This is a genomic window from Nostoc sp. UHCC 0870, from assembly GCF_022063185.1.
In the GTDB taxonomy this organism is placed as follows: Bacteria; Cyanobacteriota; Cyanobacteriia; order Cyanobacteriales; family Nostocaceae; genus Trichormus.
This window is the reverse complement of record NZ_CP091913.1, coordinates 3,257,250-3,278,901: the sequence shown is the minus strand read 5'-3', so window position 1 is coordinate 3,278,901 and position 21,652 is coordinate 3,257,250. Positions and strand designations below refer to the sequence as shown.

10 protein-coding genes are annotated in these 21,652 nt (G+C 41.9%); all 10 read right to left on the bottom strand.

The annotated features are described in order from the left end of the window. Positions 1-54: 54 nt before the first annotated feature. Positions 55-4,902 carry a non-ribosomal peptide synthetase gene (locus tag L6494_RS13810; RefSeq protein WP_237988296.1) on the bottom strand — a complete coding sequence of 1,616 codons (4,848 nt, stop codon included), beginning with the start codon at positions 4,900-4,902 and terminating at the stop codon, positions 55-57. Between the two features lie 223 nt (positions 4,903-5,125). After that, the gene (locus L6494_RS13805) at positions 5,126-5,920 is read right to left on the bottom strand and encodes an SDR family oxidoreductase (protein ID WP_237988295.1); all 795 of its coding nucleotides are present in this window, start codon (positions 5,918-5,920) and stop codon (positions 5,126-5,128) included. Positions 5,921-5,933: 13 nt separating this feature from the next. Next, positions 5,934-6,641, bottom strand: coding sequence for a cupin domain-containing protein (locus L6494_RS13800; RefSeq protein ID WP_237988294.1), 708 nt, complete (start codon positions 6,639-6,641; stop codon positions 5,934-5,936). A gap of 4 nt (positions 6,642-6,645) precedes the next feature. Beyond that, a complete protein-coding gene (locus L6494_RS13795; protein ID WP_237988293.1) occupies positions 6,646-7,242 on the bottom strand; it encodes a LysR family transcriptional regulator in 597 nt (198 codons plus the stop codon). A gap of 94 nt (positions 7,243-7,336) precedes the next feature. Next, positions 7,337-8,392 carry a type 2 isopentenyl-diphosphate Delta-isomerase gene (fni, locus tag L6494_RS13790; RefSeq protein WP_237988292.1) on the bottom strand — a complete coding sequence of 352 codons (1,056 nt, stop codon included), beginning with the start codon at positions 8,390-8,392 and terminating at the stop codon, positions 7,337-7,339. Then, positions 8,389-10,551, bottom strand: coding sequence for a Rieske 2Fe-2S domain-containing protein (locus L6494_RS13785; protein ID WP_330911009.1), 2,163 nt, complete (start codon positions 10,549-10,551; stop codon positions 8,389-8,391). Before L6494_RS13785 ends, fni begins: the two co-directional genes overlap by 4 nt. A gap of 65 nt (positions 10,552-10,616) precedes the next feature. Beyond that, positions 10,617-11,195: an adenylyl-sulfate kinase gene (gene cysC, locus L6494_RS13780; RefSeq protein WP_237988291.1), complete on the bottom strand. Its 579-nt coding sequence runs from the start codon at positions 11,193-11,195 to the stop codon at positions 10,617-10,619. Positions 11,196-11,213: 18 nt separating this feature from the next. Then, entirely contained in the window at positions 11,214-11,594 is a 381-nt protein-coding gene (locus tag L6494_RS13775; RefSeq protein WP_237988290.1) for a nuclear transport factor 2 family protein, read from the bottom strand. Between the two features lie 108 nt (positions 11,595-11,702). Further along, positions 11,703-12,398, bottom strand: coding sequence for a hypothetical protein (locus L6494_RS13770; protein ID WP_237988289.1), 696 nt, complete (start codon positions 12,396-12,398; stop codon positions 11,703-11,705). Between the two features lie 219 nt (positions 12,399-12,617). After that, positions 12,618-21,179, bottom strand: a complete 8,562-nt coding sequence (locus tag L6494_RS13765; protein ID WP_237988288.1) for a non-ribosomal peptide synthetase — start codon at positions 21,177-21,179, stop codon at positions 12,618-12,620. Between the last annotated feature and the right edge of the window lie 473 nt (positions 21,180-21,652).

Sequence of the window (21,652 nt, the reverse complement as noted above, 5' to 3'; positions counted from 1 at the left end):
GGTGATTTTAAGATTATTGATCACGCAGAGGCGCAGAGGCGCAGAGAGGAGGAGTTAGAGAGCAGGATGTAAATTGCGGATAGTTTCTGCTTGCTGAACAATGGTAACTTTTTCAAATAGAGCAACTAAGGGTAATTCTATTTGCAAAGCTTGTTGTAATTTGTATGTGAGTTGTAGAACTAGTGCGGAATGTCCTCCCAGGTCAAAAAAGTTATCTTGAGTGCTGATATGTTCTAACCCTAATATTTCTTTCCAAATAGCTAATAGGGCTTCTTCTATAGGGTTACTAGGTTCAGTAAATTCATGCTGAGAATTGTTGTTAGCTATGGGTAATTTGCTATTTTGAAATGGCAAAGTTTCGCCTTCATTTAAAAAGGGCAGTTCACCAAGACGTTGTTCAGGATTAGTAACTATATATTCCAGTATATTTTGAAATATAGTTACCATTCTGCTGATAGTATTAGCTGTAAATAAATCAGTTCTGTAAGCAAAAGCCCCTTCAATTCCCTCTGATGTTTCTTGGAGTGTCAGATTTAAATCAAATTCTGCTGTGTCTTTGGTATCTGTGGCAATAAATTCCTCCTTTAAGGTCAAATTTGCTAGGTTTAAATCATCTTCTGGAATGTTTTGGAAGACAAACATCACTTGAGCAAGTAGTGTTTGACTAGAGTCTCTCACTATTTGCAGTTCTTCTAATAGTTTGATGAAGGGCATTTCTTGATGTGCATACACTCCTAAAGCTACTTCCCGGACTCGCCGCAGTAGTTCTCGAAAGGTGGGATTGCCTTCTAAGTTGGTGCAGAATGGCAGTAATTGGACAAAGAAACCAATCAGCTGTTCTGCTTCTGGGCGGGTACGATTGGCAACTGTGGTACTCACAATGATGTCTGGTTGTCCTGTGTAGCAGAAAAGTAATGTATTGAGTGCTGCTAACAAGGTCATAAATAAGGTTGCGCCTTCCTGTTGACTCAAGTTTTTCAGTGCTTTGGTTAAGTCTTGAGAAATTACTAAGGTATGACGCGCACCTGTGAAGGTTCGCACTGACGGGCGTGGATAGTCAGTTGGTAGTTTCAATACTGGAGGGGTGACACCTAGATTTTGTTTCCAGAATTGCATCTGTGATTCTAAGGTTTGACCCTGCAATAATTGTCTTTGCCAATGTGCAAAGTCTGCATATTGGATGGGTAACTCCTTCAGGGGTGAGGGTTTACCTTGAGAAAAGGCTTCGTAAAGGCTGGCCATTTCTTGGGTCAATACGCTGAAAGACCAACCATCGGCGACAATATGGTGTGTAGTGACAACAAGTAAATGCTCTGTTTCACTCAACCGCCAAAGCTTACTCCGCAATAGAGGCCCCTGTGCCAAATCGAAGGGCTGCTTAATTTCTTTCTCTGCTTGGCGTTTCGCTTCAGATATGTCTTGTGCGTCTACTACGGTAAAATCAAATACAGGTTCAGGGGAAATTGCATAAACCACTTGTCCATTTTTAACCTTAAAGGTGGTTCGCAATGTTTCGTGTCGCCGGGCAATTTCTCTTAAACTCTGCTCCAATGCTTTCACATCCAGCAGACCTGTGACGCGATAGACTAGGGGAAGGTTGTATACAGGATTACCAGGATAGAATTGCTCGAAAAACCAAAGCTCTAGCTGAGTTAGGGAAATTGGCTGGATTGCGTGTTCAGATTGCCCGACTTTTAAAGGTACGATTTCTGGTATAAGTTCTTGCTGGCTAGTCGTCTCAACTGTTCTAGCTAATGTGGCGATCGCTGGAGATTCAAATAAACTCCGCAAGGGTAATTCTATCTTAAATGCTTTACGGGTCAGAGAAATAACTTGGGTGGCAAGTAAAGAATGTCCTCCCAAATTAAAGAAGTTGTCGTAAATGCCGATTTGTTCTAGTCCTAAAACATCCCTCCAAATACCTGCCAAAATTTCTTCTGTGGGTGTCCGGGGTGCAACAAAAGTTTGGGCTAATTCTGGTCGGCTATTTGTTGGTTCTTTTAAAGCGCGACGATTAACTTTACCATTAGGGGTTAAGGGAAAGGAATCCAACTGCACAAAAGCCGAGGGAATCATGTAATCTGGCAATTGGTCTTCTAGGAAAGTACGCAACTCTTCAACGGTGACTGTCTGTCCTTGAATGGCGACAAAGTAAGCGACTAAATATTTTTCCCTAGCACTTTGTCCAAACACCTTAGCGACGGCTTGGTTAATTTGGGGATGTTTACTCAAGACTGCTTCAACTTCACCCAGTTCCACCCGAAAACCCCGGACTTTGACTAAGTCGTCTATCCGCCCCAAAAATTCGATATTCCCATCGCTGAGGTATTTAGCTAAGTCCCCTGTTTTATATAATTTTGAATTGTCAAAGGGATTGGGGACAAATTTTTGCTCTGTCAAATCTGGGCGGTTGAGGTAGCCATGAGATAAACCATCACCGCTAACGTAGAGTTCCCCAGGAACGCCGATGGGTACGGGTTGGAAATTGCAGTCTAATAGATAAACTTGCACGTTAACGGCAGGTTTACCAATGGGGGGATAAATCGGCCATGTTTCTGGCTGCTGACTAAAGGTATAAGCTGTAACTAAATCTGCTTCCGTTGGCCCGTAGAAATTATAGAGTCTACAATTCTCCAGACGTTGGAATAGCTTAATCATTGGTTGGGTAATCTGGAGTTGTTCGCCACAGGCGATCGCTTCTCTAATGTTTTTAAATAGATGTGCTTCTTCTCCGTATATTTCTGCTAATTGTTGCCAGAGGGTGACGGGAAGGAAGACTTTCGCAATTGGTGCTTGAGCCAGTAATTTAATTAATTTATCTAAGTCTTTGCGATCGCCTTCGGGAATCATATACAGTGTGCCACCCAAACCCCACGCCGCAAATATTTCATGATAGCTGACATCAAAGCTTAGGGAGGCAAACTGAAGCACACCCACGCCTGTAGCCATCTTTGCTTGATGGTGTTCGATTAAATTGGTGAGGGATAAATGGGGGACAAGCGTACCTTTAGGAGTACCTGTAGACCCTGAAGTATAGATGACGTAAGCTAAGTTATGCGGTTGTACATCTGTTTGAGGATTGGTGTCAGATTCTTGGGCTATCTCTTCCCATCCCTCATCTAACAAAATGACTTTAGTCTCTAATCTCCCATCCCCCATCCCTTTTAAACTAGCTTGGGTCAATACAACACTTGTACAAGTATCCGCCAGCATAAATGCTAACCGTTCCGGGGGATAAGTAGGGTCAAGGGGGACGCAAGCACCACCAGCTTTGAGGGTAGCTAAGATGGCAATTGCCGCCTCTAGGGAACGTTCTAGACAAATTCCCACTGGTGCATCTGGTTTGATACCCAAATGTTGTAGATGGTGGGCTAGTTGATTGGCGCGTTGATTTAACTCTTGGTAAGTTAGACTTTGATTCTCATACACCACCGCCACAGATGCGGGTGTTTTGGCAACTTGCTGCTCAAATACTCGATGGATGCAATCATTGATGGGTTGGGCAGCTTGGGTAGCGTTCCATTCTCCTAAAAGTAAATCTTGTTCGGCTGGTGTGAGTAGGGGTAATTTGCCAGCACTACGATGAGGATTAGTCACAATCCCCTGCAACAGGGTGAGTAAATGACTAATCATTCGGTCAATAGTATCTGCATCAAAGCGATCGCGGTTGTAGTTAATTTTGATCACCAGTTCTTCACCGGGAATTGCAACTATCGTTAAGGGATAATTGGTTTCTCCCAAGGCTTGGCGATCGCCTATGCTCAAATTTCCCGGTAGTGCTTGTAAGGTTGCGTTGACAGGATAATTTTCAAATACCACAATGCTTTCAAACAAAGGTTGATTCCGAGGAATCTCACTTACGCCTTGAATATCTACCAATGAGGTGTATGAATACTGCTCCCGTTCTATATGTTCTTGTTGCAACTGCACTAGCCAAGGCAATAAATCAGGTGTTTCGGGAATTTTTACCCGTACAGGTAAGGTATTAATAAACAAACCTACCATCGACTCAACACTAGATAAGTCATGAGGACGACCGGATACTGTAGCCCCAAATACTACATCCGACTCACCACTGTAGCGACTCAATAATAATGCCCAACCTGCCTGCACCAAGGTAGAGACGGTGAGATGATGTTGTTGGGCAAAAGATTTTAATTGAGTAGTTGCCTCGGTTGATAGATGCTGGTGTCGAATATAATTGGTTTGCTGGTGAGCAATCTGCCCTACAGTTTGTTCTACAACGAGAGGGGTAGAAGCAGTAAAACCTTCGAGATTCCGCCGCCAAAATTCCTCTGCATCAGATAAATCTTGTTGCTGCAACCAATTAATATAGTCTCGGTAAGGGCGAGATGGAGTTAAATATAATTGTTGATTCTTGGTGATGGCATCATAAAAAGCAAAGATTTCTTTGAAGATAATCGGCCAACTCCAACCATCCAGCAATATATGATGAAAGCTCCAAATAAAATGATAAGTCTCGTCGGCTAACCGAAATAAAACAAACCGCATCAAGGGAGCTTTGTCAAGTTCAAAACTTTGCTCTTTATCGGTGTTTAAGAAATAGTTAATTTGTGTTTGCTGTTCTTCTGTTGAGAGTAAACGCAAGTCCTTGTTAATCCAAGGTAAATTCACCTGTTTACGCACTACTTGGACTGGCTGTTTACGGTTCTTCCAAACGAAAAGAGTCCGTAAAGCCGAGTGTCTCTGTACTACTTGTTGCCAAGCTTGCTCAAACGCACTCTGATTTAAATCCCCATGCAGAGTGAAGCGAAATTGCTCAAAGTATATTCTTGACTCTGGCTGATAAAGAGTATGAAATAACATCCCCTGCTGCATTGCCGAAAGGGGATATATGGCTTCGATATCTTTGGTTTTATTTTGATTTTGTATGGCTACCATTTTGATGTTTTTGTAATATATTTTCTTAAAATTAACTACCTAGTACCGCAAGGCGGAATTCAAAATTCAAAATTCAAAATTCAAAATGAATACAGCATAAGGTTTTCAGAGATTTTGAATGGTATGTTTATTTACGCCGTGCTGTACTAGAATAGAATGCAGTTTAAATAGGGAAAGTATTTAGATTTTTTACGGCTAAATTATTTATACCTAATTTGCGTTATTAAAAAGCTGCTTTAGATAATCCGCCATCGACTGGAATATTTACACCTGTTATATAACTGGCGCATTCTGAACTGAGAAAAGCCACTAAATTGGCTACCTCACTAGAAAGTCCGCGACGACCTATAGGAATAGTTTGATCTATTCCTTCTATAATCGCCTCAATATTGCGGTCTTCTTTTTGGGCAAATACTTCTAGATATTCTCTATGTCTGGGAGTATCAATAATCCCAGGGTTGACAGAGTTAACTAATACATTCCATTGGGCAACTTGGGTAGCCACTGACTTAGTAAAGTTGATTAATGCTGCATTCGCTACTCCTGATTTAATTAAACGAGGGGAAGGTTCTTTTCCAGATGTACCAATAATATTGACTATTCTGCCCCATTGCTGATTTTTCATAGGAGGTAAAACCAGATTGGTCATGCGGATATAGCCCATTAATTTGCCTTCAAATACAGTTGTCCAATCTTCATCAGATAGGTTTTCTACTGCACTGCTAGAAAATTTAGCCCCATCGGAATTATTTACCAATATATCAATTTTACCAAATTCATTGAGGGCTAACTGCACTAATTTTTCCGATTCAGTTACTTTCTGAACATCAGCACAGCAGGTAATGATTTTGGCTGGAGAGTCAAGCAATTTTTGATATGCTTGTTCTAATCTGTCGGCATTTCTCCCACAAATTATTAAATTACAGCCTTCTGCTGCTAGTTTTTCAGATATGGCATAACCAATACCAGCACTAGCACCTGTCACTAAGGCTACTTTCCCTATTAGTCCTAAATCCATGCTCAATAGTCCTCTAGGTTGCAGTTAAAGATCCCACAGTTCTTTTACTTAAAGCAGCTTCTTGAGCAGACAAATCAGAGCAAGGCAGAATCAAAATTTCCACTAAAGATACTGTTTCATCAGAGGAATTATATCCCCCACAAAAAACATTAGCCGGAGCATAATAGATACTACCATATTCTAATTGCTGTTGTTCGTCTCCCACAGTCATAGTCAACTGACCGTTGAGGATGATTCCCATTTGTTCGCTATTAGATTGATGTCGGGGGATGATACCTCTTGGTGGAATTTTCATGATGATAATTTCAAACCAAGAAGCTACAAGAAATTGGCATGGTAGTCCTGTAATTTCATCGTTTTTAGGCGATACCTTGAGAAACACTTCGTCAGTTTTTGGTGATGACAAAGAAGTTATAGTACGTTTTACATCGAATACTAGTGCTGTTTCTGGAAAAATATTTACAGAACCATGAGGAACATAAGCATTGGCAATGTAAGCTTGTTGCAGTGGCTCGATAATTTCTTTAATGCCGTTGACGTTCATTTCTAAACGTCCAGAAATTATCATCCCCATCTGACTTTCTAGATGTTGATGTAGGGCAAAATTAGCTCCGGGAGCAAGATAGACTAATTGCACAAGGGTGTCTTGACAATCAAATGCTATTAGCTCTACATCTGAATTAAGTTGTGTGGTTTTGGGATTTGGAAAAAATTTAGACATTAGTTTATGCTAATTTTTTATAAAAAATTGACCAGCTCATAGGGATTTTTCCGTAAGTGGAAATAAACTCTAAATCATAAGCGTCAACAGCATTTTTATTAGTAATAGCTAGAGTAGCTAAACCCTGTTGTACTTGAATTGCTGCATCACTAGTAGAAGGAGAAAAATCAACCTGAATTTCTGATTGGTCTTGAGACTCTGGTAAAAGTTTTGACAACAAAGGTAAGGGTGCAGGATGGGTAACAAGTCTAGCTCCTTTAAAAACCACCTCTGTATTTTTCCTCTTAGCTAATCCATAAACTGGAGTTGGATAGATGAAAATGAAGCCTAAATCAAGATTTGGCTCCATATAAAACTCATTAATCGAGTGGTAAGCATGAGGAACTACTGCTATATCCACTTTGTCTTGTAATAAAGCTTCTTTGACTCCTGAAAAGCTATCAAATAACTGAATTTCTCCAGTTAATTGTTCTGACTCTAATTGTTTGACTATATAACTTGAAGCATAGTCACTACTAGTACCGCTAGGCCCTAATGTACCTATAATTAAATTTTTTTCAGGAGGAATAGGAGGTCGAAATTCAATTGAAAACTTGAGCATAGTTTTAACCAAAATCAGCTATTAGAAAAAAGTAAGTTAAATTTATTAATCTTTAAACCTCTTCTGCACCAAATATTAATTTTCTATCTATCGTTTATATACGTTGCAGTGCCTCAGAAGTTCTGAGTTCTGCAAATGTGGCATTACCAGTACAAAATAAAGCTGTTTCCAATTCAGCAATCAGAACTTCTACTAACTCATCAACGGCGGCTTCCGATTGGATGGCGGCTGCTAAAAAAGGTCGAGCTAACCCGGCTAAATCTGCGCCTAATGCGATCGCTTTGGCTGCATCCAATCCGTTGGTTAGCCCACCAGAAGCAATTAAGGGAATTGTCGGTGCGATCGCCCGGATGGAATTTAAACACTCTGCGGTGGGTAAACCCCAATCTGCAAAAGTTTGTCCCAAACGACGCTGTTTGTTGTCTTGAGCGCGTTGGCTTTCGACTTTTGCCCAGGAAGTTCCCCCTGCACCAGCTACGTCAATGGCTGTAACTCCAGCATCAATTAACTTTTGTGCCATTACAGCCGAAATGCCATTACCCACTTCTTTGACAACTACAGGTACGGGTAGTTTTTCACAAAGCTGGGCAATTTTACTGATTAATCCGCGAAAATTAGTATCTCCTCGCGATTGTACACACTCTTGCAGGGGGTTAAGGTGCAGAATTAGTGCATCTGCTTCTAGGGAATTTACCAGATGCAAACACTCATCCAGCCCACATCCATAATTTAGTTGCACCGCCCCCAAGTTGGCTAACAAGAGAATGTCAGGAGCAAAGGAGCGCACAGCAAAGGTAGAGGCTAAATGAGGTTGTTCGATCGCAATTCGTTGCGAACCAACTCCCATTGCTAATCGATAACGTTGAGCAACTGTTGCTAAACGAGTATTGACTAGGTGTGCTAATTCCGTTCCCCCTGTCATGGAAGACATGAGGAGTGGCGCACCGAGATTTTTACCCAGGAAGGTTGTTTGCAGGTTAATATCACTGCGGTTGATTTCGGGAAGACAATTATGAGTGAAGCGATAGCACTCCAACCCGCTAGTTACTTGATGAAACTGGACATCTTCCTCTAAGCAGACACGTATGTGGTCGGCTTTGCGAGTCTCAATTTCAGTTACAGCATTGACTGATGGCACGGTGGTAGTCATAATGGTTTTCTTTGATGACTGGTGATTGGTAATTTAATGCGGATAGCCTCCTGAAATTTAGCAACATCAAACTCGGCAATACTGAATACTCCTGTTTTCTCAAATAGCCTTGAAGAAACACTGTCTTGACAAATATAGTTAACGCGAATGTCCTCGTGTAACGATTCTATAAGTAGTTGGATATTTGCGAGCCGTGCATCTTCAATGGCTTTTGTGTTGGGGTCATTGGGGTCGAGGACATGGCCGTAACTACGCACATGAAAGCGAGCTTCCCTTGGCCCGGCGGGAACTAGGGCAAAAGTTTGGACGTGTTCGGGAAATACGCTCAAGGAAAAAGGCATGGGGATTTCTTCTTGCGCCGACATGGAGCAGAAGGCTGAGAAACATAGGGTTTCGGGTAGGGTATGGTTTTCAGCCGCAAAATCTTGTAATTCCTGCTCATGTTCCCAAGAATGTCTGGCGATCGCTTTGGCACAATCATAATATTGTCGCTCGATTGGGGTTAAGCTGGGTGAAGCCGGATCGCGCATGGGAATAATCATGCCGTTGATGCCTTCACAATCACTCGACACTCCAAACCGACGGGTTAAACCTTTGTGCATCATGGGAAAGTGGTAATCTTCTAAGAAGTTTTCCCACAGCAGTTTATAATCCACCTCCACATTAATGTCATAGTGACCGACTCCCCCAATCGGCTGCATCTGTTCGAGTTGGTAGGGTTCTAATAAGCCAGGTTGATACCAACTCTCGGCTAATCTTGAGCCTTCCCAGGTAAAGCGAATGAAAATAAATCCATAAAAAATGTCAATGTCTATGGGTTCTAAACCGTAATTGGGTAAACCAAATTTCGGATAGCTACCCCGTTGGGTGACATCGAGAAGTTTACCAGCGAACACTTCACCGCTTTCAGTGCGAATGACGTAGGCTCGTTCACCGACAATATCCAACCAGGTGAAGTTACCCGGTTGGGGAATTTCGTTGATATGGCAAACAAATTGCCAGGTTGGTTTAATTAAATGCTCAACTTCCAGAGCAAACAATGCTGCATCACCATAAATCCAGATTGGTAATGCTTGTCTTCTTTCATCTGATGCCGAGGATTCTACACCATCAGGATCAATTTTGGCATACTCTATGGATTTGCCAATTGACTGTCTTTGTTCGTCACTGCTGTAGACTCGTTGCAGGACTTCATTCAATTCTGGATTTAACCCATCACTATCGACGGTGAGGATAGCGTGTTTGAGTTCGCCAATCAATGACTCTAAGATTAACTGGCGACTATCGCTAGTTCGTCCTTGGGTAATATCTGCAATTAGCTGTTGTACTTCTGCTTCTAAGTAACCAATTCTCAACCACAGGCGCATTTGTTCTGGAAGTGTGGCTGTTTCCCCATCTGCATAGCCTGGACTCACACAATTGAGCAGATTGGTAATTTCTACCCCGATGTTTTGATGGCTTTGAGGTGGCGATTCTGGTTTGAGGGGTTTATTTTGGGAAAGGTGGGCGAAAACCCGTTGATTTTCATCAATTTTGACTTCAAACCCCTGTAAACTATAATCTTTAAGGTCAAAATCAGCCCCAAACTCTCCTCTATTTGCCCCTGGTGCATTCTTGCAATGGCCATCTATGCCAAATGCCCATCCATGATACGGACAAAGAGCCGATTTATCTACGCCTAAACAACCGTGACCTTCAAAAACTGGTGATTGGCGATGAGTGCAGACATTCAGGAAAACGCGAATCGTTCCGTCTGATTGACGTACAGCTACCAAAGGTTCTTGAAAAATCTGCACAGTCACAAAATCTCCAGTCTGGGGAATTTCGGTGGTGTGACAAATAAAATACCAGTTTTTCTCTAGTTCCGATGGTTCAACAAAGATGGAACGAATAATTTTAGCAGCAAAGTATTTATAAACAATTTCGATATTAATTTCTGTCTGATGGCGTTGATTATATTCAACAACTGCATTTACTAGATATTTATAGACTGATTCAACAGCCGGGTCGCCCTTTGCTGATAATAGGGTAGTGACAAAATTATGCCATGCTACTTCATCATGATTCGCCAAATTTGTCCCCACCGCAGCCAGGGAATATTGCTGTCGTCCACCTTCGACAAAAAGTTTACATAGTTCCTTTTCTTTGATTAAAACCATTTCATTTTTCCCACTTTTCACCTGATAACAAGCCGATGTAATTTCTGAAAAACACAATGAGTATCCTATATCCGTGAGTAATTGTTATTCAACTGTGGCAATGGTAGAGGATTGATGTAACCTAAATCTTCTAACTTATTTAAAATTTTATTGGCACTTTGGGTAACTGTTTCTTGATTAGTTTGGCATTCAACATCAGGTGCAAGAGGTATTTCGTATAAGTCATCAATTCCAGTGAAATGTTTGATTTCACCTGCTCTAGCTTTTTTATACAAACCTTTCACATCTCGATGTTCACACACTTCTAATGGTGCATTGACGTATACTTCAATAAAATCTCCAATCTTTTCTTTGACTTCTTTGCGAATTTCTCGATATGGCGAGATCACCGAAACCAAGACGATAACATTATTTCTAGTTAGCAGGTTAGCTACAAAACCAATCCGCCGAATATTTTCATCTCGATCCTCCTTACTGAAAGTTAAACCCTTACTTAAGTTTTGGCGCACTACGTCGCCATCTAGTACCTCAATTTTATACCCCTGCGATCGCAGTTCTGTTTCCAAAAACTGACAGATGGTGGTTTTACCCGCACCACTCAAACCAGTTAACCAGATTGTTACACCACGCTGTTTTTCCAACATCTTACCTCCACTATTTTACTAAACTGCTGGCCTAAAAAAGTGTGTTTTCCGAGTTTTAATCTTGCCTTGTTCAAAAGAATAGACATCAGCAAAAAGTTCATCTATTTGACAATCCTCTTTACTCACACCAATAAATCTACCCCAACAAGCTCCATAACTACCGTCAATTGTAATATGCTCAATGTGATGTTTACCTGATGCAATTACTCTTTCCATTTGATAAAAGGTGAGCAGACGATCAATGCCAACAAAAGGCTTGTAACCCGGACGTTCATAGATGATATTACTATGAAAAATGTCTGCTAGAGCTTCCCAATGAGAAGAATCAACGGCATCAAATAACTCAACTATCAATTCACCGTAATTTGTGATAATTTGCGAATTGCTATTTGCATACATAAATTATACTCCTGTTATGTATTTTTGTTCGCTTCATCAATCGGTTGCTAATAACCAATAGCGGTTTTCAATCAATAACTAGCAATTGGTTATTAGCAATACTTGATATTAATTTTCAAGAATTGGTTCGGGAATCACTGGTACTGGATGGTCAAGACGATAGGCATTCCAAGGTTTCATAAAAGATTCTCTCTTCATGGGGGAAAATCTCCTTAACTGTTTATGAAATAAACTTTCATAAAAATCTAACTCCTTCTTTAAGTAATAAGGAGCTTTTTCACCGTAAATTTTCACAAACATTCTATAGGTATTATAATGCTTGGCAGACACATCATCTGCGTAAAACATCAAATCATCTTCAATGTCATTGACCACTTCTAGAGGCCACATCAGTTTTAATTCTTCATTTAATTCATCTTCTGAGTAATTTAGACCTAACATTTTGAGCAAGGTACAATGTAATATTCGATAGTCAGAGGAGCGTAATTCAGAGGCTTTTTTAACCATTTCATGGCTAACATGAGAAGTGGCTAATATCTTGGTTTCTAATTCAAAATATTCTCCCAACTTTTCCATATAAAATTCAACTTTACAATGCTTGATATTATACTCTTCTAAAACAGACAAGATAATTTCTTGCTTGGACTGCCAAGGAGAATATTGCAGTGTTCCATAGCCTTCATCTTGAAATTTTTCAACTTCATCATCAGTTTGATAAACCAGAGCTTCAATAAAACCTAAGATCGGATAAAACCGAAAAAAGTCATTCATTGAGAGATTATAAATTGGAAAATAATAAAGCATAAACTCTCTCAATACTCTGCTAGACCGACGCATACTTTGGTAGGAAATGCAAGAGATTTTGGAAGCAAATTTATTAACCAAAATTCCTGGATTACGCGTGGTTGTGAGTGTAGCTTTTGAGATTGTCATAAACAATGAATAAGGTTGGTGTGGAAAACTAAAAACTATGGACAAAGTGAGGACAAGTCTTTTCTGGAGAGAGATGAATTGTGAACTACTTCATTCAATTTCTGCTAGCAGTTCGTCCAACGCTTCTTGGCTGAAACTAACTTCAGGGAAATCTGAAGGAGTATAGCCTCCTGCTTCTGGGGATAAGCAGTGGTCAATAATAGCTGCTAAAACTTGCAGATAATTTCTAGCCAAGTTTTCTACAGTAGCCTGGTGATGAAAAGCCGAGCTATATTTCCACTCCAGTTGCAATCTCCCTTCAATAACTAATCCACTCACATTCAACAAATGGCGACGTTGTCCTTTGGGACTGTGAATAGAACCGCTAGACTCTTGAGCATATTTCCAACCAAGGGGTGCTAGGTGCGTTTGGTCGAATTGACCCAAGTAGTTGAAGCTGACCTGAGCTTGAGGAAGCTGCTCAAGTTGCTTGTTGATGGTTGTATCCATGCTTAGATAGCGCAGGATACCATAGCCAATACCTCGGTTGGGAATGCGTCGCAGTTGCTCTTTGACTGACTTGAGAGTCTCTCCAGGATGGTGAAGACCTCTAAGTTCTAAGCAAACCGGGAATAGACTGGTAAACCAACCTACTGTGCGAGACAAGTCTACATTCTCAAACAAATCTTCTCGTCCATGACCTTCTAATTCAATTAGTAAAGAGTTATAGCCTGTCCATTCAGCAAAACTCTGCACTAATGCGGTCAATAGGACATCATTAATTTGGGTGTTATAGGCTCTAGGGACATCCTGTAACAGGGCGCGAGTCTGTTCTACACTCAGGGATACAGAAACAATACGACTTGAGCCGACGGTGTTTTCTGACTCAACAGCAAGAGAATCCAAAGGTAAAGGAGCAACTGCCAATGACCTTGAGTGCAGCCAGTATTCTAGTTCTGAGTGCAGTCCTTGGTCGTCTGCATAATTCTGCAATCGGATAGCCCAATCCTGAAAGGAATTGGTTTTTGCAGGGAGTTGGATGTTTTTCCCTGTATCTAATTGCTTGTATACCGCCGCTAAATCTTCTAGCAAAATCCGCCAGGAAATCCCATCTACAGCCAAGTGATGAATGACGATGAGTAAACGTCCTGGGGAAGATTTGCCTAAGTTAAACAGAACGACCCGCAGTAGCGGCCCATCTGCTATATTTAGCGATCGCTGGATTTCATCTGCCTTTAACTCAATAGCCTGGGATTGTTCTGTTTGCGCCAGGTTGGACAAATCAGCGATGACTAAAGATACTCCATCACACACATCACTGTTGTACTGTTGCCATTGCGTTGCTTGCTGCACAAACCGTAGCCTTAAAGCATCGTGATGGTACAGCAGCTTTTGTAATGCCTGCTCTAGTAATTCCGGTTGGATATTTGGCGGAACTTCTAGCAGGACAGATTGGTTAAAGTGATGGGGTTCGGGTAAATTGCGCTCAAAGAACCAATGCTGAATCGGTGTTAAGGGAACAATGCCTTGAATTAAGCCTTGTTCTGCCTCTTTGGCGGTAGTTGTCACCGCTACAGCAGCTAACTCAGCGATGGTTTGATGCTGAAATAACTGTTTTGGCGTTAATTTTAATCCAGCTTGATTAGCTCTGGCAACTATTTGGATGCCAATTATGGAATCGCCACCCAATTCAAAAAAGTTGTCATGAATACAAACTTTGTTTAATAGTAAAACATCTTGCCAAATTTTTAGCAAGATTTTTTCCGTATTGGTACGAGGAGAGACAAAGTTTGTTGTGTCATTAAACTCAAATTCTGGTACTGGTAAGGCACGGCGGTCTACTTTGCCATTGGGGGTAATTGGCAAGGCCTCTAGAACTGTGAAGGAAGCAGGTATCATATACTCAGGAAGCTTTTCCTTGAGGAATGATCGCAACTCGCTACTTGTGGGTTGTTTTCCTTCCGGTATTACATAGGCTGCCAAACTTTTGATACCAGGCTTATCTTCTCTGGCAATGACAACGGCATCCCGTATTTGGGGGTTTTGAGTTAAAAACGCCTCAATTTCAGCAAGTTCAATGCGGAAACCACGGATTTTAACTTGGTTGTCAATGCGACTAAAAAATTCTATATTACCGTCGGGTAAGTAACGAACCAAATCTCCTGTTTTATACAGGCGATCGGCATCTGGATGTCCAAAAGGGTTGGGAATAAATTTCTGCTGATTCAGTTCGGGACGATTCCAGTAGCCTCTAGATAACCCAGCACCACCAACACACATTTCACCCCAAACCCCGACGGGTACAGGTTGGAGATGGGGGTCTAATATATAGACTTGTGTATTGCCGATAACACGACCAATGGGAATTGATTTCTCGATTTTAGTTTCAGGCGTTACAGGGCAGCAGGTAGTAAATACGGTGTTTTCTGTAGGGCCGTAACCGTTGAGGAATTGACAATTGGGGAGTTCGCGCACGACCTTCTGGACGTGAGTTACAGATAATACATCACCTCCACTCATCAATTGCCGCACAGGTTGTAAATCTGGCAATCTTTCATCCACCATCAGATGAAACAAGCTGGCTGTGAGCCATAAAATACTCACTTGATAGCGTTGGATGATTTCACCCAACTCTTCTAAGGACGGCTTCTGGCTGGGCATCAGCACGAGTTTAGCACCATTGAGCAGACAAGGCCATATTTCCAGTGTGGAGGCATCGAAGGACAGGGGGCCAAGTTGCAGAAAGACTTCCTGTGGTGTTAATGAGGCATAGTTTGTTCCCTTAGCCAAGCGCACAACATTTCTATGGATAATGCAGACACCTTTGGGTGTTCCTGTAGAACCAGAGGTATACATGATGTGAGTGAGGTTGTCTGGTGTCACATCTGTTTTCAGGTTCTCGTGGCTATATTGGGTGAAAATTTGCCGGTCTGTGTCTAGACAAATGACTTTAGCTGAGTTGGGGGGTAGTAATCCCATCAACTGCTGTTGAATGAGCAGCACCGATACCCCTGTATCTTGGAACATATAAGCCAAGCGTTCTTGGGGATAGGCGGGGTCAAAGGGAACGTATGCACCGCCAGCTTTGAGGATGGCTAGTATGCCGATAATCATTTCTAGCGATCGCTCGACACAAATACCTACTAATACTTCTTGTTTGACTCCCAAGGTTTGCAGATAGTGCGCTAGTTGATTGGCGCGATCGTTCAATTCCCGGTAGTTGAGAGACTCATTCTCATACACCAGAGCGATCGCATCTGGTGTTTGTTCTACCTGTTCCTCAAATACTTTATGGATGCACTTTGTATCAGGATAGCTTATACGAGTATCATTCCATTCGACTAGCAACTGATGATGTTCCCGCTCAGTTAATAATGGCAATGTACCTACCGATTCTTGTGGATTGGCGACAATTCCCGCTAATAACTCTTGGAAATGACCAGTCATGCGAGCGATTCTATCTTCATCAAACAAATCGGTGTTGTATTGCCAAAAGCCTTGTAAGCAATTACCTTGTTCCCACATTTGTAGGGTGAGGTCAAACTTGGCATTGACATTATCTAGATTGAGGGGAGCGATAGTTAAATCAGGTGTTTCTATTTCCTCCATGAGTGCATTTTGCAAGGCAAACATGACCTGAAATAGTGGACTGTGGCTCAGACTACGCTCTATTTGCAAAGCTTCGACAATCTGCTCAAAGGGTACGTCTTGGTTGGCGTAGGCATCCATGCAGGTAGACCGTACCTGAGTTAGTAGTTCTGAGAAACTGGGATTTCCTTCTAGGCGAGTTCGCATCACTAAGGTATTGACAAAAAAGCCAATTAACCCTTCTATATCTTGACGATTACGGCTAGCGATGGGTGTTCCCAATAGAATATCTTCTTGACCACTGTAACGGAACAGTAGGGTGGCATAAGCTGCCATCAAGGTCATAAATAGGGTAGTTCCTGACCTTTGGCTGAGTTCTTTCAGCGATGCTGTCAGATGTGCATCTAGCTGGAAGGAAAAACACCAACCCCGGAAAGTCTGCACGGAGGGACGAGGCCTGTCTGTTGGGAGTTCTAAAAGCGGTGGCGCGGCTGCTAATTGTTGCTTCCAGTAATTGACTTGGGTTTGTAATGCTTGTCCTTGCAACCATTGGCGTTGCCAAAGCGTAAAATCTGCGTATTGAATTGGTAATTCTGGGAGGAGAGAAGCATCACCAACCAATAAGCCTTGATACAAACTCGACAATTCTTTGATGAATACTCCCATTGACCAGCCATCACCGATGATGTGGTGCATGGTCAATAACAAAGCATAAGACTCTGACTCTAGTTGTACTAGGGTAACTCGCAGCAACAATCCTTGGGTCAGGTCAAAGGGTTGCAATTGATCATGGGTGGCGATGAGTTGCAGTTGTTCTGACTGTGCTTGTCCTGACAATCCTTGCAAGTCTACCACCACGAGTTTCATAGTTGCGTGGGGAGCAATTACTTGTACTGGTGTTCCCTCTGCGGAACTAAAGGTGGTGCGTAGAACTTCGTGACGGCGGATAATCTCGTTAAGGCTACGTTCTAAAATTTCTATATCCAAACGCCCCTGGAGACGAACAGCTTTAAACATATTGTAGAAAGGGTTGTCCGGCTCTAATTGAGCTAAAACCCATAGCCTCTGCTGGGCGAAGGAAACAGGGAAAGTCTGAGGTTCTGTTTGATTTCCTCGACTAACAGGCAAAATCGCACCGTTATTGCTTTGATATCCCAAAGACTCTGCTACTTCCCAAGCCACATCACTCAAGAAGTCACTGCTGTAATACTGCTTCCATGTATCTGCGGTGCTGGCATTAATGGTCTGATACTGGTGAAATTTTACATCCCCTACCATTCTAGACTGGGCATAGATGCCATCAGTCATGCGCTGCTTTTTCTCTTTGTATGGTTGCAGCATATCGGGATGAAATTCTAGCCCTAAAAATTGACATAGGCTTTCTACCGTAGTCTGGGGCTGGCTAACTATGTCTTCAAATTTGACTTGATACTGGCGTTCTTGAGGAACTTGTTGCAAAAATTCGAGAATATTTTGATGGCTAATCAGCCAAACTAGTTCGGCGAGTTCTCGTCTATTGAAGGGATGTTCGTAGGGAAATGTTTGCTCTACTCTGGCTTCTTCATAGGAGCGCATCGTAGCATAGGGATGACGTACAAGATGGATGTAGAGGGGGTTTTGGAAGTTGGTTTCTGCCCGTTTGAGGGTTTCTAAGTCTATGGAGTAGGAGGGGGTCTTGTCTACCAAGATTTTATCGCCCAGCCATTCTTGTATGAGTCCATAGAATTGCTTGGTGGTGAGGTTTTGCGCTTCTAATTCTGCCATTAGTGCGATCGCTTCTTCTGCACTGCACCCTTTAATTTGCATGATGGTGCGAATCGCCCCTTCCGCCCAAAAGCTGTAACGTCCAGAAAATGCGGCTTTGCGTTCTCCAATGGTATTAAACGTTAGTAGTTCCAATTCTGGAGGGGCAAATAATTGGGGATTTCCTCCCAGGATGACGCGGAGTAAGGTAGAACCGCTACGATGAGGCGACAGGATAAAGATAGCTGGGGGGTTTTGGGTTGGGTCGTCATCTACTGGGGGAGCAAGAGGGGGAATTAGCGATCGCATTTGCAAAACTTTCGCTTCATCGATGCGTTCTTCTGGTAGGTCAATAATTGCAGTTTGTTTACCCAGTAGTTTTGCTGCGGTCTGTGGGTAGTTTGTTTCTATGTAAGTCGCTAAATTAGCGACTGTTTTAGTATCAAAAAGAACGACAAAGTGAATGATTTCGTTTAACTGCGCTTGCAGTTTGTTAATTAGTATCGCTCCCCGAATCGAATCGCCACCTAGTTCAAAGAAGTTATCGTTAACACCCACTTGATCTAGTTTGAGGATTTCTGCGAATAAATTAGCGATCGCTTTTTCTATGGAAGTGCGAGGGGCGATAAATTCTATCTCTAACTGGGGTCGTTGGCGTTGTTGTTGGGATGTAATCTCTTTGAGGATGAGTTCGGGGGTGTAGAGATTTCGCGCTATGTGTTCAAGGAAGTCGGGGGAAGACTCACCCAGAAAAGGAGACTTGTCGCGGGGAGGTTGAGGAGATTCCGCTTCGGGATTGTTAACTAGGCGATCGTTATTGGATATTAGTCTGAAACTAATTTGGGATGCGGTTTGAGATGGAAAATTGAATAACCAACTATCATTTTGCTCCTGCTGAAATTCTCTACCCACACTAGTGAGAAAATCTCTGGCTGGTTGGTTCTTGTTTGTGGGTGTATAGAAAAGCTGGACTTGTTCTAATTCTCTTTCTTGGGCGAGAGTTCCCAAATAAGCCAGCATTTGATGCTCTACACCCCGACCAAGTACCCGACAACTCAGTAAAAATGTGTCTACAAATAGTGCATTTTCCTCCGTTGCAAATAAGAGCAGACCGACTAAGCCATAATCTCCGAAGCGGTCTTTAACTTGGACTACTCGACATTCTAATTTTCCTGAATGACAAAGTTGTTGAATTTCAGACTCAGATCGCCGGATAGTTGTGAGGTTAAACTGATTGGTGCGTTGGGTAAGTTGAGCAACCCGTGCAAGTTGCTCGTTTTGCATGGGGGAAATCTCGATTTCTAGGTTTAGTTGGTCTAGGAAATCAGCAAAGGAAAGTGAATCTTGTTGTAAACGTTGGCGTTGGATATTTTCTTGATAGAGGTTGGTTCTTTGTTGGTCTTCTTGGGTGGTTTGGAGTTGGTCGAAAGCCCAAATATGCTCTAAAAATTGGGGGATGCGATCGCTTTCTTGGGGAAGTTGGAGAGTCAGAACTTCTGGACAGTTGGCTCTAACTTCACCACACTCAACTGGATTGTCGTCAATAAAGATGAAGCTATCTAAACTCAGTTGCAGTTCCCTAGCTAAAGACTTGAGATTCTCCGATTTTGATTGCCAGTTAATGCGCCAATTGACGAGATGATGGCGTTTAAGCACCATATCTTGATTTTGGTCAAAGACTGCAAATACATCCTCTTCTTGATTCTTACTACACAAGCAAATCAACTTTCCGGCTGCTTGCTGCGCGACGATAAATTCTTGGAGATATCGAAATGGTGCATCAATTTTTACTCCACCAACTCCATCTTCTCCACAAACACCACTCCATAAAGTATGGTCGCAGTCAAGAACAATCACTTTGTAAGGAGAGCTTTTTAATGCAAAGATTTTCCGTCCTAGCATTGTCCCCAAGGCGCAGAAAAAGGTTGGCGTGTAGGGAATGTGTCCTAGTTCGTCACCGTAGGGGTCGTAGTACTCTTTTACTGGGTAAGTATTGGTCAATTCTTGACTTTTTATGAGATACATACCACTGACGTTATCGAGATCATCTGCTAACGATTCTTGTATTCTCTCATACAAAAGGCTATTTGCTGTATCAGTAGTTGGAGAGGGAGGACAGATACAGATCAAGTAGGGATTTAGCGATCGCGTTGCTGCTGTTTTTAAAGCACTGCCAAAATCCTTGACGGTTTGTTCTAAGTGGGCTATGTTTTTTCCAAGTCGTGGCGATTCTGGGTTGTGGTTTTGGTTGTAGCGAGTCGCATAAATATTAAAGAGTCCCGAACCGTGTAGTAGAGACTCTTCATCAACAACAAATTTAAAGCCTTTGTCTTCCAGCAAGCTCAAGACTCGCTTCAAGGTACTCCCTTCTTGGTCATGCACCTCCATGACTATTTGCTTAATCAGAGGCCAGTGATTGTCTTTAATTCCTTGGAGAATGGCTAATTCGCTTTTTTCTGCATCTAGTTTGAGTAAATCAATCTTTTCAATCTTATATTCTTCGATAATTTCGGAAAGAGTCCGCAGTTGAGCCTGATAAGTTTCTCGCTCTAATCTATCTTTGAGAAATTCATCAGCCAGACGCTCTAATGACTCTTCATCCAGAGAATTATCACGTTGCAGCATATTAATAATGACTGAGCGGATAGCTTTTTCATCTTGCTCTGTGTCAGCTGCAAAACTTGAGAAAACTGATGAACGAGGGTAAAAAGTGAAGGTTTCTTCTGTACGTTCACCACCTAAGCCACAATTAAAAAGATGGGTATTTTGACAGTAGAGTTTGGCGTTAGTTGCTAACTTATCAAAGGCGTGGGGTGCAGGCTCAAATGAGTAAATAGTGCCTTTTGGGGATTTTTGCTGGGCAAATAAGGTGAATAAACCAATATTTGCGCCGACATCGATGATACAGTCGTCTTCATTGAAGACAATTCCATGTCTGAGATAGACGCGATCGACAAAAATTTCTTGGTATAGATACTCGGTTTCGTACTGGTTAAGGTGAGCTATTTCTAAGTGATTGGGTAAAGTGTGGCGGAGGCGATCGCCAATAATGTGTGCTTTTAGATCATCGTCAACTGTCAATTTAAGACGATTCTTAGTTCCTTCCCAATCTTCAAACCTAACCAGAACTACATTGACTCCATTTTGATTGTTAGCCAAAAGGCTGGTTGGATTGAGCAGTTCTTGAAATACCTGATTGTAAGGAGCAAACTCTATTGAATAAGGGACTCCTATTGCTCTCAACCAATACGATAGGGAATCCTCAATAGGCTCGCTGGTAAATGTAGCTGTAACAATCACTTGCTGTTTAGATATTTGGCTAAAAAAATTTTGTGTAGTCATAAAATTTATTTTCAATAATTACTTCTATTAGCCCAGATTCCGTGTAATTGTAGAATGCTGTATTTTAAAAAATTATCTAAGTGCTGCATTGAAGTATGACTTAACCTTTTACGCTCCTTCTACCTCTCAAAGATCAATTAAGGGTTTCCAGAATTTTGCAGGGGCGTGAATAATTACACTATATCAGCATGACAACACCATCAGATATACAGAGTACATTATATTGGCTACTGCTGCAAAGTAATTGCTCCCGCCGAACGCCCTTACTGCGTTTCACTGTCATCAAAACTGTAATTTTCTGGCTGTACTATACCACTCAGTATAAATTTTAACTTTGTATAACCGAATTCATCACCTCATAATTGCCCAGCCTCTGGAGAGACTGATCAATACTTAAGTGGGGAAACTCCTTTAAGCAAATCAACTCGTGGAAAGAGGAAACCCAAAGAGTAATCTTTGGAATCACCGCACTT